The organism is uncultured Sanguibacteroides sp. (genome assembly GCF_900543425.1).
In the GTDB taxonomy this organism is placed as follows: Bacteria; Bacteroidota; Bacteroidia; order Bacteroidales; family Marinifilaceae; genus Gabonibacter.
In genome coordinates this window covers 107,089-120,827 of sequence record NZ_UQRQ01000011.1, presented here as the reverse complement: position 1 = coordinate 120,827, position 13,739 = coordinate 107,089, and the positions used below count along the sequence as shown (strand labels likewise).

General features: G+C 38.7%; 13 protein-coding genes, 1 tRNA gene and 2 rRNA genes. 7 read left to right on the top strand and 9 right to left on the bottom strand.

Annotated elements, in window-relative coordinates; genetic code table 11:
* Both QZR76_RS08175 and rrf read left to right on the top strand, forming a co-directional pair.
* A 23S ribosomal RNA gene (locus QZR76_RS08175) occupies window positions 1–313 on the top strand; the annotation flags it as partial.
* A gap of 73 nt (window positions 314–386) precedes the next feature.
* Window positions 387–497 (top strand): 5S ribosomal RNA (rrf, locus tag QZR76_RS08170).
* Window positions 498–642: 145 nt separating this feature from the next.
* Here the strand turns inward: rrf and dapA are convergent.
* Both dapA and QZR76_RS08160 read right to left on the bottom strand, forming a co-directional pair.
* Window positions 643–1,521 carry a 4-hydroxy-tetrahydrodipicolinate synthase gene (dapA, locus tag QZR76_RS08165; protein ID WP_294142103.1) on the bottom strand — a complete coding sequence of 293 codons (879 nt, stop codon included), beginning with the start codon at window positions 1,519–1,521 and terminating at the stop codon, window positions 643–645.
* Window positions 1,522–1,528: 7 nt separating this feature from the next.
* Window positions 1,529–2,038: a hypothetical protein gene (locus QZR76_RS08160; protein WP_294142102.1), complete on the bottom strand. Its 510-nt coding sequence runs from the start codon at window positions 2,036–2,038 to the stop codon at window positions 1,529–1,531.
* 164 nt (window positions 2,039–2,202) lie between these two features.
* On the opposite strand from QZR76_RS08160, the gene QZR76_RS08155 reads away from it, so the two are divergent.
* Window positions 2,203–2,275 (top strand) — tRNA-Arg (locus QZR76_RS08155).
* A gap of 268 nt (window positions 2,276–2,543) precedes the next feature.
* A complete protein-coding gene (locus tag QZR76_RS08150; protein ID WP_294142101.1) occupies window positions 2,544–3,455 on the top strand; it encodes an AAA family ATPase in 912 nt (303 codons plus the stop codon).
* A 495-nt stretch (window positions 3,456–3,950) separates the two neighbouring features.
* On the opposite strand, the gene QZR76_RS08145 is transcribed toward QZR76_RS08150, so the two are convergent.
* The 7 genes from QZR76_RS08145 to folE all read right to left on the bottom strand — a co-directional run bounded on the left by QZR76_RS08145 (window position 3,951) and on the right by folE (window position 11,939).
* Window positions 3,951–5,429 (bottom strand): GldG family protein, encoded by a 1,479-nt coding sequence (locus QZR76_RS08145; protein ID WP_294142098.1) that lies wholly within the window; start codon window positions 5,427–5,429, stop codon window positions 3,951–3,953.
* Complete coding sequence (locus QZR76_RS08140) at window positions 5,429–6,169, bottom strand: ABC transporter permease subunit (protein WP_294142097.1); 741 nt, start codon at window positions 6,167–6,169, stop codon at window positions 5,429–5,431. The genes QZR76_RS08145 and QZR76_RS08140 overlap by 1 nt, the downstream gene beginning before the upstream one ends.
* A gap of 4 nt (window positions 6,170–6,173) precedes the next feature.
* Complete coding sequence (locus tag QZR76_RS08135) at window positions 6,174–7,097, bottom strand: ATP-binding cassette domain-containing protein (protein WP_294142095.1); 924 nt, start codon at window positions 7,095–7,097, stop codon at window positions 6,174–6,176.
* 116 nt (window positions 7,098–7,213) lie between these two features.
* Complete coding sequence (locus QZR76_RS08130) at window positions 7,214–8,257, bottom strand: LacI family DNA-binding transcriptional regulator (RefSeq protein WP_294142093.1); 1,044 nt, start codon at window positions 8,255–8,257, stop codon at window positions 7,214–7,216.
* Window positions 8,232–10,334 (bottom strand): HDIG domain-containing metalloprotein, encoded by a 2,103-nt coding sequence (locus tag QZR76_RS08125; protein ID WP_294142092.1) that lies wholly within the window; start codon window positions 10,332–10,334, stop codon window positions 8,232–8,234. The genes QZR76_RS08130 and QZR76_RS08125 overlap by 26 nt, the downstream gene beginning before the upstream one ends.
* A 90-nt stretch (window positions 10,335–10,424) precedes the next feature.
* Window positions 10,425–11,300, bottom strand: a complete 876-nt coding sequence (gene fabD / locus QZR76_RS08120; RefSeq protein WP_294142090.1) for an ACP S-malonyltransferase — start codon at window positions 11,298–11,300, stop codon at window positions 10,425–10,427.
* A 12-nt stretch (window positions 11,301–11,312) separates the two neighbouring features.
* Window positions 11,313–11,939: a GTP cyclohydrolase I FolE gene (gene folE / locus QZR76_RS08115; protein WP_294142088.1), complete on the bottom strand. Its 627-nt coding sequence runs from the start codon at window positions 11,937–11,939 to the stop codon at window positions 11,313–11,315.
* 201 nt (window positions 11,940–12,140) lie between these two features.
* Between folE and QZR76_RS08110 the strand changes: the two genes are divergently transcribed.
* From QZR76_RS08110 to QZR76_RS08100, 3 genes are read left to right on the top strand one after another with little or no spacing between them, the layout of a single operon-like run.
* Window positions 12,141–12,608, top strand: a complete 468-nt coding sequence (locus tag QZR76_RS08110; RefSeq protein WP_294142087.1) for a hypothetical protein — start codon at window positions 12,141–12,143, stop codon at window positions 12,606–12,608.
* A gap of 1 nt (window position 12,609) precedes the next feature.
* On the top strand, window positions 12,610–13,593 hold the full coding sequence (floA, locus tag QZR76_RS08105) for a flotillin-like protein FloA (RefSeq protein ID WP_294142085.1): 984 nt from the start codon (window positions 12,610–12,612) through the stop codon (window positions 13,591–13,593).
* Window positions 13,568–13,738, top strand: a complete 171-nt coding sequence (locus QZR76_RS08100) for a hypothetical protein (RefSeq protein ID WP_294142109.1) — start codon at window positions 13,568–13,570, stop codon at window positions 13,736–13,738. The genes floA and QZR76_RS08100 overlap by 26 nt, the downstream gene beginning before the upstream one ends.
* The last annotated feature ends 1 nt before the right edge of the window (window position 13,739 follow it).

Here is a 13,739-nt window from a genome sequence, read left to right as displayed (position 1 = left end):
CGCGAGCTGGGTTCAGAACGTCGTGAGACAGTTCGGTCCCTATCTGTCGTGGGCGTGGGAGATTCGCGAGGTCCTGACTCTAGTACGAGAGGACCGGGTTGGACGCGCCTCTAGTGTACCGGTTATGACGCCAGTCGTATTGCCGGGTAGCCACGCGCGGATCGGATAAGCGCTGAAAGCATCTAAGCGCGAAGCCGGCCTCAAGATAAGATCTCCATACAGGGTCGTCGTAGACGACGACGTTGATAGGCCGCAGGTGTATAGCCGGTGACGGCACAGCCGAGCGGTACTAATAACCCGAAGACTCGACTCGGTTGGTTTCTATTTTCGTTGACGTTCTTTCTTTTGTCAAACGCTTTAAAAGGTACATGATATAAAAGTAATTAAAAGGTGTCTACAGCGACGGTGATCCACCTCTTCCCATCCCGAACAGAGAAGTTAAGCCCGTTAGCGCCGATGGTACTGCCGCCAGGTGGGAGAGTAGGTCGACGCCGAATTTAGGGAGAAGCCACGAGAGATCGTGGCTTTTTTTATTGACGATTGTAGATTTTAAATTGTAAATTAAGCTCACGAGCGGTGTTTAATCTACAATCGTCAATCTACAGTTTACAATTAATAGCATACCCGTCCCCGTGAGTTATTTTAATCTGCTATTTGCAGTTTTAATTTTTGGTAAAGCTTTTCACTAACCTCGGATAAAGGGGTTCTTAGCTTATTGTATGTGATTACTTTTTTTATGTGTAAAGCTGCTTTTATTCCCGCGGGATTGCCTTCTTCAAAAAGGGCCTTACAGGGTTCTGATAGTTCGAAATGAATCTTTCGGGCTTCTTCGAATTTCATCTCAGAAGCTAAATGTACCATGCTTGTAAATTCCTTGGGAAGAGCATTGGCGATAACGGAAATGACTCCGCAACATCCGATAGACATTAAAGGCAAGGCAATTCCGTCGTCCCCGGAGATAAAAAGAAAATTTTCCGGTTTATCTTTTAAAATAGCCGTCGCTTGCTCGAAATTACCGGAGGCTTCTTTTATACCTATGATATTTTTGAAGGCGTGAGCCAATCGTAGAGTTGTTTGAGCCGTCATATTGACAGAGGTTCGTCCGGGTACATTATACAGAATCACGGGTATAGCCGAGTTTTCGGCTATCATTTTGAAATGACGGTACAGACCTTCTTGAGAGGGTTTGTTATAATAGGGAGTTACGCTTAAAATAGCATCGGCCAGAGGGATGTAAGATAGCGTGTTCAGATCCTGTAATACTTGTTGTGTATTATTTCCACCGACACCCAAAACTAACGGTAACCGTCCTCCATTTTGTTCGACGATAATTTTTACCACTCGTTCCTTTTCGTTAGCCGATAAAGTTGCCGCCTCGGACGTCGTTCCTAAGGCAACTAAATAATCTACACCATTTTCTATGACGTAATCGACTAATCCGCGTAATGAGATTTCATCTATTTGTCCGTTATCCGTAAAAGGGGTAACCAAAGCAACACCTACACCCGAAAATTTTTTCATTTTATACTTAATTTACTTTATTCAATAACCTTGAAATACGTTCTGTAAACGTATCAATATCGTTTACATCTTCGAATATAATATCATTCTCGAAACTATTTCGTCCCATGCCTATCTTACATTTCGCCTTGGAATTTCTCACGATATAGTCAGATAGAGCATTAGGTTTCAATGATAAATCAATCCATAAATCGTAAGCATTCTCTATGCACTCTTTTAATTTACTGTCCGAAAACTTTCCACTATATGAAATGCTATTCTCGTTTACGCAAAATGTCTTCGGCATTGCAGGCATAGATCGCCCTAATTCAAGAAAAGCCAATGCCTCTACATTCATGTATTCCGATAAAAGATTCCTTAATCTTTCTATTTTGTCAGACGGGACATCACTTTCAACCCAGAAAATCATACAATTCCGTGCTGTCCTAAAATTATGAAAGGACAATTTTCTTTCGAATTCCATTTGCTTTCCTTTCAAATTCCATCTCTTCAATCTCCTGAATATTTTTTTAAACATACAATCTAATATTAATCATTGAACAACCCCTTACAAAAATAATAATTAAAACAAGATTCGGACCATTTTCTTCTTTTTAGAGATAAAAAAACTATTTGAAAAAAATCAAATAAAGACTTGCAGGTTCATCAAAGTTTATCTATCTTTGCATCGCAAAACGAGAAGGACTCGTAGCTTAATGGATAGAGCACTTGGTTACGGCCCAAGAGGTTGTGGGTTCGACTCCCGCCGAGTTCACGAAATGGAGTGAAAATCAATAATTGAGATTTTTACTCCTTTTTTATTTATACTTTACTTGTTTTTAATACAGGTGTAACAAGCTTCCATTTTCATTATAGTATCCTGTTATTTTATTTTGATAGTTGATTTTGAATAGGTATTTCTCGGTGTAAATTGAAATTAAACATCTTGAGAACCGTATTAAAATAAAATAATACTATATTTATACCTTTCTACGGGCAGGTAGGTAAAATGATATAAGTATTTAATATTTCAATGTTTACACATGAGACATATTACGATAACAGGAAGTTTGGGAAGTGGTAAAAGTGTTGTTTCCTCTATTTTGAAAGAACGTTTGGGCTTGGAAGTTGAATCTATTGGAAGCCTATTAAGGAGAATGGCTCAAGATTATGGAATGAGTACAAATGATTTCAATAAATACATGGAAACACACCCTGAATTTGACTATGAATTGGATGATTTTGTTAAAAATGAAGGTTTAAAGCCAAATCCTAAAATATTTGACTCCAGGTTAGCTTGGCATTTTATTCCGCAATCTTTTAAAGTATATTTGTACGTAAAAGACGAAATTGCGGCTGAGCGTGTTTATAATGATGTGGGAAGAATCAATGAAAAACATGAAAATATAGGAACTGCTTTAGCTAATATCATTCAACGCCGAAAAAGCGAAGTGCATAGATTTAAGGTTCAATATGACGTCGATTTAGAGAATCTTTCAAATTATAATTTGGTGGTGGATACAAGTTATTCTTCACCATCGACAATTGCTGACATTATTATTGCAAATTATCAAAATAGAATCTCATCCAATGAAATTTGGTTGTCTCCCTATACGCTTATGCCGACAAAAAGTAGTGGAAATTTGTCTTTCGAAAATATTCAATCTATCGGTAATGAATCGAAAGGGTTAGATCGTTATCTTGAAGACCCCATTAAAGTCATCGTATTCAATAACAAATTTTATATTTACGACGGGCATAAAAGGGTGTTGAATTCGATCATAGAGCGAATTTCTTTGTTACCATGCGAATTAATAAACTTTAGAAATGATGAAATCTTGTCTTCCGGGCAAGCCATCCAAGACTATATTCAAGAGAACTGTAAACAGGAGGACTTGTGTGACTGGAACGATTTAAGAGCATACATAAGAGATAGAACAGATGAAAACGAGTGAAAAGAGTAGAAGGTGATGGGGTAGAAATTATCGATCGGATATAGGAAAGAATAACTGTGAAAGTTCGTTCGAAAATGTAATTGTCTTTTGGGGGAAGGTGTCGAATAGAGTTTTCAATTGGCAAATAGAGAACGAGAGGCAAGGGTTGAAAAAATACTACTTTTTATTTGAGTAATCGAGGGATATTGGCTATTTCGATAATAGTTGCGAAACAGCAGTATATTTATATATTACAAGTTTTTGAGGTGATCGGCATCGGAGTGATATCAAAAATATAAGAGTGAATTAAAATATTGCCATTCGAAATTTTAAAGGTAAGGGCTATAAAGAAGAACTTATCTAATATCAACCAAATAATAAACTCGGAGAGTTATAATTCGATTGTTGATAAAAGAGGTAAACCATCATTGTAATAATTTTTTTTATAAATCGCAGGGTCTTCCTATCGTAAATTCCTGGATTTTTTTAATCTCCTTCATTTGCAATGTCGGATTATCAATCGATATACCCGGGTTGTGAGCGCCGTAAACGTTTGATCTTACTCTTTCTATACATAAAGAAGGCGAGAGTGAGGATGACTAAAATAGGAAGAAAGAAATTGAAGTTTTTGCAAAATATTTTGGTCCCGTCACTGATGGGAGGCAGTACATGATGGGTAATAAATTTATTTCTCAGATTGATTAATCCGGAATCGTCAGCCAGCCATTCAATAGAATTTACAGCGAAAGTGATATTGTCGTTGATAAAGAAGTTGTAAAAATCATTTTGCATAAAGTCGGCATTCGTGATCACAACTATCGCGCTATTATTATCTTCATTGGTAAGTAAGGCTGCGACGGTATTGTTCGGGTGATTAAAATCATGCTTTGTCCAGGTCTTCATCAGGTTAAAGAATACAGGTATTGCTTCGACGCCTGAAATAGAAGAGGTTTTGGCTAAGGAAGTAAATATATAAGGATGGGTTGTCTTTACATTCTTAATGCTACTGGCAAAGCGGAGAGCTATGGCATTTAATCCTTTGGTAATGATATGTTTACTGAAATTTCGGATAATCGGCATGTAAGGAAAGATCGTCGTATGTCTGAATTGGTATTGTTGAATGGTTACTGTACCACAGCTTCTGTCTACGACAAAATCGTATTCGATTTTTAATCCGAAATTTTCCAGCATCTCTTCGATACCCACTTGGTTGATAAATCCGCTGTTTTGGTTATGGCCAATTTGGCCCACGGCATGATTTAACGCGATATAAAGACGTCCTCCTTGCTCCAGGTATTCTTCCAGGCGACGAATCTGTCGAGGAAGAAATTTTTCTTCAGGGCCGACAATGCAGATTACTTTATAATCGTTTAAATTCGTGAACTGGTCAATGTATATGAAATCAATATGTCCCATAGATGAAAGTTCGTTGATTACATGGGATATATTGCTTAATGGTATTTCGTTATGTCCCCGCAAAAAGCCGATTCTGGGTTTTAAGGTATCGCAGGCCTCTTTCAGTATTCGGGTCATTTCGTATTCCATGGACATATGTGAGGAGAGGTAAGGAATAGTCGTTCTTCGATCTCCTATTTTGATAGTCGCACCGAAGAATACGGTTTGGGTAAAAATCTCATTGATCTCCTGTGGAATATATTCAATGCCGGCTTCTAATGCCGCATTTCTTTTTTCCTCGTTGTCCGGATCGATTGTGTTTATGGTGAAACTTTTATTACTGAGGCTTTTATATTCTTTGAGCAGGTTCTTGAATTCTTTCTCTAATTTTTTCTTTTCCTGACTGATATCTTGAGAGATATAAAGATCGATTGTGATGTCTTTATCCGTTTTTTTAATAAAAGATTTACTTACCTGACTTAGCGAGTATTTTTTATTCGAAGTCATGTCAATTCTTACGAATACAAAATAAGCTATGATATTTACTATAATCAATAGAATGATCAAATAAGCCGGATGGTAAAATAGCTTGTTTCTCATCAGTTATTTTTTTTAGGTTGAATTCTACTCTTATTCATGACGTATTTCGTCAGGGTAAGAAATAGAATAATAATTGAAAAGAAATAGATGATATCTTTTGTATCGATGATTCCGCGCGAGAATGAATCAAAATGTTCTCCCATGGCAAGATAATGAAAAATATTTGTCAGGAGCCCTGTCTCGAATAATTCTGCAATCCATTCGAATAATTTTTGAAAACAAAGTCCTACTCCGATGCTGATGAAAAACGCAAATAGAGGGTTACTGGTAAGGGAAGAGGCGAACATACCGATACTGATGTAGCAACTACTTACTAAAATTAGCCCTATATAACCGCATATACCTACCGCATGATCGATATGCCCTAAGTAGGCAAGGGTAATATAATAAGAGAGTGTTAATACCAAACAAAGAGTGACCTGTAATAGAATAGCACAAAACTTTCCCCAGATGATCTGCCATGTTGTAATGGGTTTGGATAGGAGGAGTTCATAAGTACCCACCTTGCGTTCCTCCGCTATACTTTTCATGGTGAGAAAAGGGATTAGAAAAAATAAGGCCCAGTAAAAGATATTGAAAAGATAGCTAAGAGGGACGAGTCCGATAGAGAATATATTTGACCAGGAAAACCAGCATATAAAGCCTGTCACTCCAAAAAAAACGATGAGAGCGATGTAAATGAGTATGGAGTTAAATGTAATCTTCAGTTCTTTGTTTACTAATATCCTAACTGTACGCATACCTCTAATTTTGAGTGACTTTATGAAATATATCTTCCAGACGCGCTTGTATAGGGGTCAATTCAGTGATATACCAATTGTTATTATGGCATAAGTCAAATATGATCTTTTCGATCTCTTCCCCTGGGGTGTATTCTAATTCGAATGTTTGCCTATTTAATTTGTCAATATTTTTTATTTGAGGTAATAAAGAGAGCGCTTCATAAATGTGATTGGTTTCTCCTCCTTTTATTGCTAATCGAAGACAATGTTCAGAAGCTGATTTTTTACGAAGTTCCGAAGCGGTACCGTCCGCGACTATTTTTCCGTGGCTCATGATCATAACACGATCGCAAGTCGTTTCGATTTCGGCGAGAACGTGTGAACTTAGTATGATTGTTTTATCCTCTTTTACTTTTTTGATGATATCCCGGATCTCGATGATCTGATTCGGGTCAAGACCGGTCGTCGGTTCATCCAAGATGAGAATATCTGGATCATGAATGAGAGCCTGGGCCATTCCGAGACGTTGACAATATCCTTTGGATAGTTCTCTAATTAACTTGTGTTTCTCATTTTCCAGGCCGCATAGACGTAACATATCCAATACTCTGGCTGTCGTTTTATAGCGGGGAATGTTGTATAGCTTGGCAATAAAGAATAAGAAGTCAATGACGTTCATTTCGTTATATAACGGATTGTGTTCTGCCAGATAACCGATTGTTCTTTTAATTTTTGCCTTGTGTTTATATATGGAGTAATTTCCGTAAAAAATATTTCCTTCGTCCGGATAAAGAAATCCGGAAAGAATCTTCATGATGGTTGTTTTGCCAGCTCCATTCGGCCCTAAAAAACCGAGAATTTCTCCTTTCTTGGCTGTGAAAGAGATCGATTCCACGGCTTTTTTACGTTCAAAAGACTTGGTTAAATTTTCAACGACGATATCCATTGGGCTGCTGCTATTAGTTTCCTACAAATTTAATGATGTAGTTTTGGGCTATAGGTGGTTTAACAATATTTAACCATGTGATTAACAAGGTTTTAGTCTCCTAACTTTAAATATGATTAATTATTATGTAATACTTGTCGTTTACGGTTTGACGAGTCCCGAACAATTAATTCACAATTCACGATCTCTTCTCTTATTTTTGCATGTCTATTATCTAAGATTTGTTCAAAAAGGAGTTCAGCCGCAATTTTCCCTATTTTTTCCGGGAATTGATTGATGGAACTAACGGTGGGCGACATATATCTGGAACGTTTCGTGTTGGAGAAACCAACTAAGGCGACGTCTTCCGGTATACGTAAACCTGCTTCTTTCAAGGCCTCGATTGCCCCGATAATTAAATCGTCGTTGATTCCGAATATCGCCTCCGGAATATCTTTTGCGGCAATGATCTGCTGAACGGCTTTTTTGCCGGCCTGCTCCGTATAATCATCACAATGACAGATATAGTGAGGTTTTACTTCCAAGCGATTACTTTCCATTGCTTTCAAGTATCCTTTCATTCGATTGCCTCCGATTGCAATTTGTTTCGGTCCTGTAAGTATAAAAATCTTTTTTGCACCGGTCTCCACAAGGTGTTGAACTGCTTGGAAGGCAGCGGTCAGTCCATCTGTTACAACTCTTGAAATTTCAAATTTATCGGTTGTCCGGTCGAATAGAACGACTGGAATCCCTGCATCCTGTATATTTTTAATATGATCGAACGTGTGAGTCTCATGAGCTAAAGATAAGATGATGCCATCCGCCCGGGTACCCAATAAGATATCGATACTTTTCATTTCTTTTTTAAAACTCTCGTTAGAGGAGCTGACTAATACGTTGTATCCGTACTTATCGGCAACTTCTTCGATCGTTTTTACTACAGTTGCGAAAAAAGTGCTGACGATTTGGGGAACGATAACTCCGATCGTATAACTTTTATGCGTTTTTAAGGCTACAGCAATAGGATTAGGCTTATAACCTACCTTTTTCGCCAGGTCTTGCACGGCTTTCCGGGTCTTTTCACTAATTTCGTGATTATCTTTTAGTGCTCTGGATACGGTAGAGACGGAAATATTCAATTGTTCGGCAAGGTCTTTAATCGTTATCGGTTTTTGACTCATGATCTGTAGATTTACTATCTTGTTGTTTTAATTTTGGATAAGCAATACGGGCATGATACACATTGACTAACATTTCCGTGTATACTCTTTTTACCGTAGAGATATCTTTGAACGTGATGTCGGCATTGGCAAATCTTCCTTCTTTAAGTTGGTCATCAATGATATTATTTACCAGTTTTGCAATATTCTCTTCATTTTTTATTTCTAATGCGCGAGAGGCAGCTTCCACCGCATCTGCCATCATAACAACAGTACACTCTTTACTCATAGGATCGGGTCCCGGGTAAGTAAAGAGCTCTTCGTCAATCTCTTTATCGGGGTATTTATTCTTGTATGAATAATAAAAATACTTGACTTTACTTTTACCGTGGTGAGTACGGATAAAATTGATTATAGCTTCCGGTAATTTGTATTTATTAGCTAATTCGACACCTTTCGTTACGTGTCCGATAATGATTTGTGCACTTTCATCAAAATCCAATGCCTTGTGTGGACTGATTCCCCCGGATTGGTTTTCGATAAACATGATTGGATCGTAGGTTTTCCCGATGTCGTGATACAGGGCTCCGGTCCGGGCTAATAGAGGGCTTCCTCCGATATGATATATGGCTTCTTCTGCCAGATTGGCTACCATTAGTGAATGCTGAAAGGTTCCGGGGGCTTTTCTGGTTAGCGTACGTAAAACAGGATGGTTCGGATTGGAGAACTCCATCAAACTGATTTCGGAAGTATAACCGAATAGTTTTTCTACTAAATAAAGTACCGGATAAGTCAGGCTAAGCAAAAGCACATTAATCATTAAAAAGATGATATCGAAAAGCTGACGAGGTAATATGGTCCCGTTTTGTATGAGGGCAAATGCCCCGTAAACGAGGGTATAGGTGATAAAAATAAAAGCGATAGCCAAAAATAGTTGCCCGCGGCGTTGTAATTGTGATAAACTAAAAATGGCAACGATACCGGCGGATATCTGCATAAAAAGGTACATGTAGCTATTCGGCGAATAGTAAGATACCAACATACTTGTGCCGATTAATAGGTACAATGCCGGGCGGGGACCGAATAAAATATTCACGATAATCGGGCAAAAAAGTACAGGAATAGCCAAGATATTAATATCCCGGAAGTAAGAAAGACTTCCTAATAGGATCGTGAGCAGGAACATGCTGTAAAGGAACAGGAAATCTTTGTTGTTGTAAAAAAGCCGCTTCCTTGAGAAATAAAGAAAAATAGAGAAACTGATAAGGGCTATCAGGGTCAGGATTGTTTGTGCAACGATCATTTTTATCCTGTCACCGGAGGAACCGAGATCTTGTTCGTGTTCGATTTTGAATGATTCCAATATCTTGTATTTTTCCGGAGTAACCAACTCTTCTTTTGAAATAATAACCTCTCCCTTCCGGACCATTCCTTGTGTCGGACTGATATTCTTGATCGCATTGTCTAAGGCCAAGCCTGTTTTTAGTGCATCATATTCCAGATTCGGAATCAGGTAATTATTCAGATCCATTCCGATTAATTTCTCTTTTGCTTCTTGAGATATATTCAGTTTATGAATATAATCGGTCAATGTTTCATATGCCTTTTTAAGCGTGTATACCTGTTCGAAATTTTCTTCGAAAGCGATGTTATTTTTTACGACGAGAATAGATTTAATGTCACTTTTGCTTAATTTCTCGGGCAAAAGAATGATGCCCTTCTGGTAGATCTCTTTTAATTTCGTGATGATTTGCTGAATGGCTTCACTATTGTCTCTATTTTTTAAATCGTTGATCTTTTCTGAAAATTTATTTAGTTGTCCGGTAATTAATGCTTCGTTGAAATTGAAAATAGGTAATTGCTCTTTCTTGACTTTTTCAATTTCGGACATTTTTTCCTGGGACGTTTTATGTATGGGGAAATCCATAGGAGAGGTTAAGGTTCCGTATCTCCAGGGCATTCCTTTTTGATAAGTATATTTAAATCCTTCTATTTTAGGTAATAAGGATACGATGATGCCACAAATAATAATGATTATGACTATTTTGAAAAAATGTTGTAGCCTGCGATGCTTGTTATTCCTTGTGCTATTTGACATAATGATCTCAATTGAATGACGCGACCGTAAATCGGGGAATAAAGATACAAAAAATTTTAAAGCCCCCCATCCGGGAGGCTTTAAAATCATTTATTGTATTCCTGATGTCTCTGCGTCCGGATTTACTTTTTTGATAAGTCCTTGTAAGACTTTTCCCGGTCCTATTTCAAGGAAAGAAGAAGCTCCGTCTGATAACATGTTATGGACTGTTTGGGTCCAGCGTACGGAAGCAGTTAGTTGTGCGATTAGATTTGTTTTAATCTCTTCCGGATCGGATACGGGGGCGGCATTGACATTTTGGTATACCGGACAGGAGGGTTGAGAGAATTTCGTGTTCATGATCGCTTCAGCCAATTCTTTGCGGGCCGGCTCCATTAAAGGGGAATGGAAAGCACCTCCTACATTCAGGGGGAGTACCCTTTTTGCCCCGGCAGCTTTTAATTTTTCACAAGCGATCTCAATACCTTTATTGCTGCCGGATATCACGAGTTGTCCCGGACAATTGTAATTGGCCGTAACAACAACTTCGTCGATTTCGTCTAAAATCTTCTCTACGGTTTCGTCGGGTAGGCCTAATACTGCAGCCATCGTTGAAGGATTGGCTTCACAAGCTTTTTGCATGGCCAATGCTCTTGCATGTACTAATTTCAAACCGTCTTCAAATGAAAGGGCTCCATTGGCGACCAAAGCGGAAAACTCTCCTAAGGAATGCCCCGCGACCATATCCGGTTTTTCATTCAACGATTTGGCTAATATCACGGAATGAAGAAAGATAGCCGGTTGTGTTACTTTGGTTTGCTTTAGATCCGCTTCCGTTCCGTTGAACATTAAATCGGTGATACGAAATCCCAGGATTTCGTTTGCACGTTCGAATAACTCTTTTGCCTCCGGTGAATTTTCATATAGATCTTTACCCATTCCGACGAATTGGGCTCCCTGTCCGGGAAATACAAATACTTTTTTCATACATTTTTGTTTTTAGTGAAATTTATTACTGATTAACCGGATGAACTCTTCTCTTGTTGCCAGTTTCTCGAAAGCGCCACTAAAATCAGAGGTCGTTGTAACAGAATGTTGTTTTTGAACGCCGCGCAGGATCATGCACATGTGTTGTGCTTCAATAACGACGGCAACACCTAATGGGTTTAAGGTGTTTTGAATACAGGTTTTGATGTCATGGGTCAGACGTTCCTGTACTTGTAATCTCCTGGCAAAGGCTTCAACCACCCGTGCAATTTTGCTTAATCCGGTAATATATCCATTAGGAATATACGCTACATGGGCTCGCCCGATAAAGGGGAGCATATGGTGTTCACATAAAGAATATATTTCTATATCTTTCACTATAACCATCTGCCGGTAATCTTCTTTAAAAAGAGCCGAACGTAAAATCTCTTCCGGGTCTTGCGTGTAACCCTGTGTCATAAATTGCATCGCCTTGGCGACACGATAAGGCGTTTTGGCAAGACCTTCCCGGCATGGATCTTCTCCGAGTAATTTGATAATTTCGTTATAGTGATAACTTAGTTTTTCTGTTCTTTCTTTGTTGAAACATTCTATTTTATGATAGAATTCGTTGTTGTTATCTGTTTCAAAGTCCATCATTCCTCTTTCTCTTTATGAAATTTGATCTATGTGATCAATTATGCAAATTGAAGTGCAAAGTAAATATAAATATTTTAGATTAGGATTGATGACGAGAAATAAAATGTCTTATTCCTGATAGAAGAAGCTAATTTACTTCTTTTTGATAGGATTTTAATAAAAAAAATATACCTTTAAACGAAAATTTAAATCGATAGTATTATGGAGTGGTTGGTGCTTATTATGTTGATTCTAATAGGTTTTGTTTTATTAATTATGGAGTTTTTGGTCTTTCCGGGGGTAAATGTTGCCGGGATTATCGGTTTTCTTTGTATAGGTGTCGCTATTTATATGGCGTACAGTAATATGGGAGTATGGGAAGGACATTTTACTTTATTGGGAACAGCCGTGGGAGGTATTGGAATTACTTATTATGCCTTGCGGTCTAAAACTTGGAAGCGATTGCAGTTAAATACTCAAATCGACGGGACGGTTGAGGGAATCGATCATTCGATTCGAGAAGGTGACACGGGATTGTGTTTGGGGAGATTGGCTCCGATGGGCAAAGTAAAGGTCGGAGATTATGTTGTGGAGGGGCAATCCCAATCCGGTTATATTAATGAGAATAGTGAAGTAGTGGTGATAAAAGTTTTAAAAAATAAGATTATTGTTAAACTAAAAACAGAATAGAATGGATGGAATGGTTTTATTGATTATTGTGATAGCCGGAGGACTTTTCCTGCTTTGGATCGTACTCTATTTTATACCTATCGGATTGTGGTTCCAGGCTTTGGTGTCGGATGTGAAAGTATCTCTTTTGCAATTGGTGCTGATGCGTTGGCGGAAAGTTCCGCCTTCTGTTATCGTGAGAGCTATGATCGAAGGTAAAAAAGCCGGATTGGAACTTTATCGCGATTTATTGGAAGCACATTATCTGGCGGGAGGGCATGTCGCACAAGTTGTACATGCATTGGTTTCTGCTTCTAAGGCAAATATTGATTTGACTTTTCAAATCGCAACGGCGGTAGACTTGGCAGGCCGGGACGTATTTGAGGCTGTCCAGATGAGTGTAAATCCTAAAGTAATCAATACTCCTCCGGTAGCGGCGGTGGCAAAAGACGGAATCCAGTTAATAGCCAAAGCCAGAGTTACCGTGCGGGCAAATATCAGACAGCTGGTCGGTGGTGCCGGAGAAGAAACCATACTGGCTCGTGTTGGTGAAGGAATTGTGTCATCCATCGGGTCGGCTAATTCACATAAGGAGGTATTGGAAAATCCCGATTCGATCTCTAAGGTGGTTTTAAATAAAGGGTTGGATTCCGGAACCGCTTTCGAAATTTTGTCTATTGATATTGCTGATATTGATATCGGTAAAAATATAGGAGCGGAATTGCAGACGGATCAGGCTGATGCTGATTTGAAGATAGCACAGGCCAAGGCGGAGGAACGTCGCGCTATGGCTGTTGCTACGGAACAGGAAATGAAGGCGTTGGCTCAGCAGATGCGGGCTAAAGTGATCGAGGCGGAAGCCGATGTCCCTCGGGCTATGGCGGAAGCTTTCAGAAATGGAAATTTAGGAGTAATGGATTATTATCGGATGAAAAATATAGAGGCCGATACGACAATGAGGGAGTCCATTGCGAAACCGAATGATAAAAAAACTCCTCGCAAGTGAAAACATAGAATTAAAGATATGGGGAAAAGACGCCGTCCAAAATGGACGGCGTTTTTATTTTCCTCGACGTGTCGGAAAAATAGGAGTCGGGAAGTTCTTACTGGTAATGGCGAAAGGCTATGACTTCTCCGTAAACTCCGTGTGAC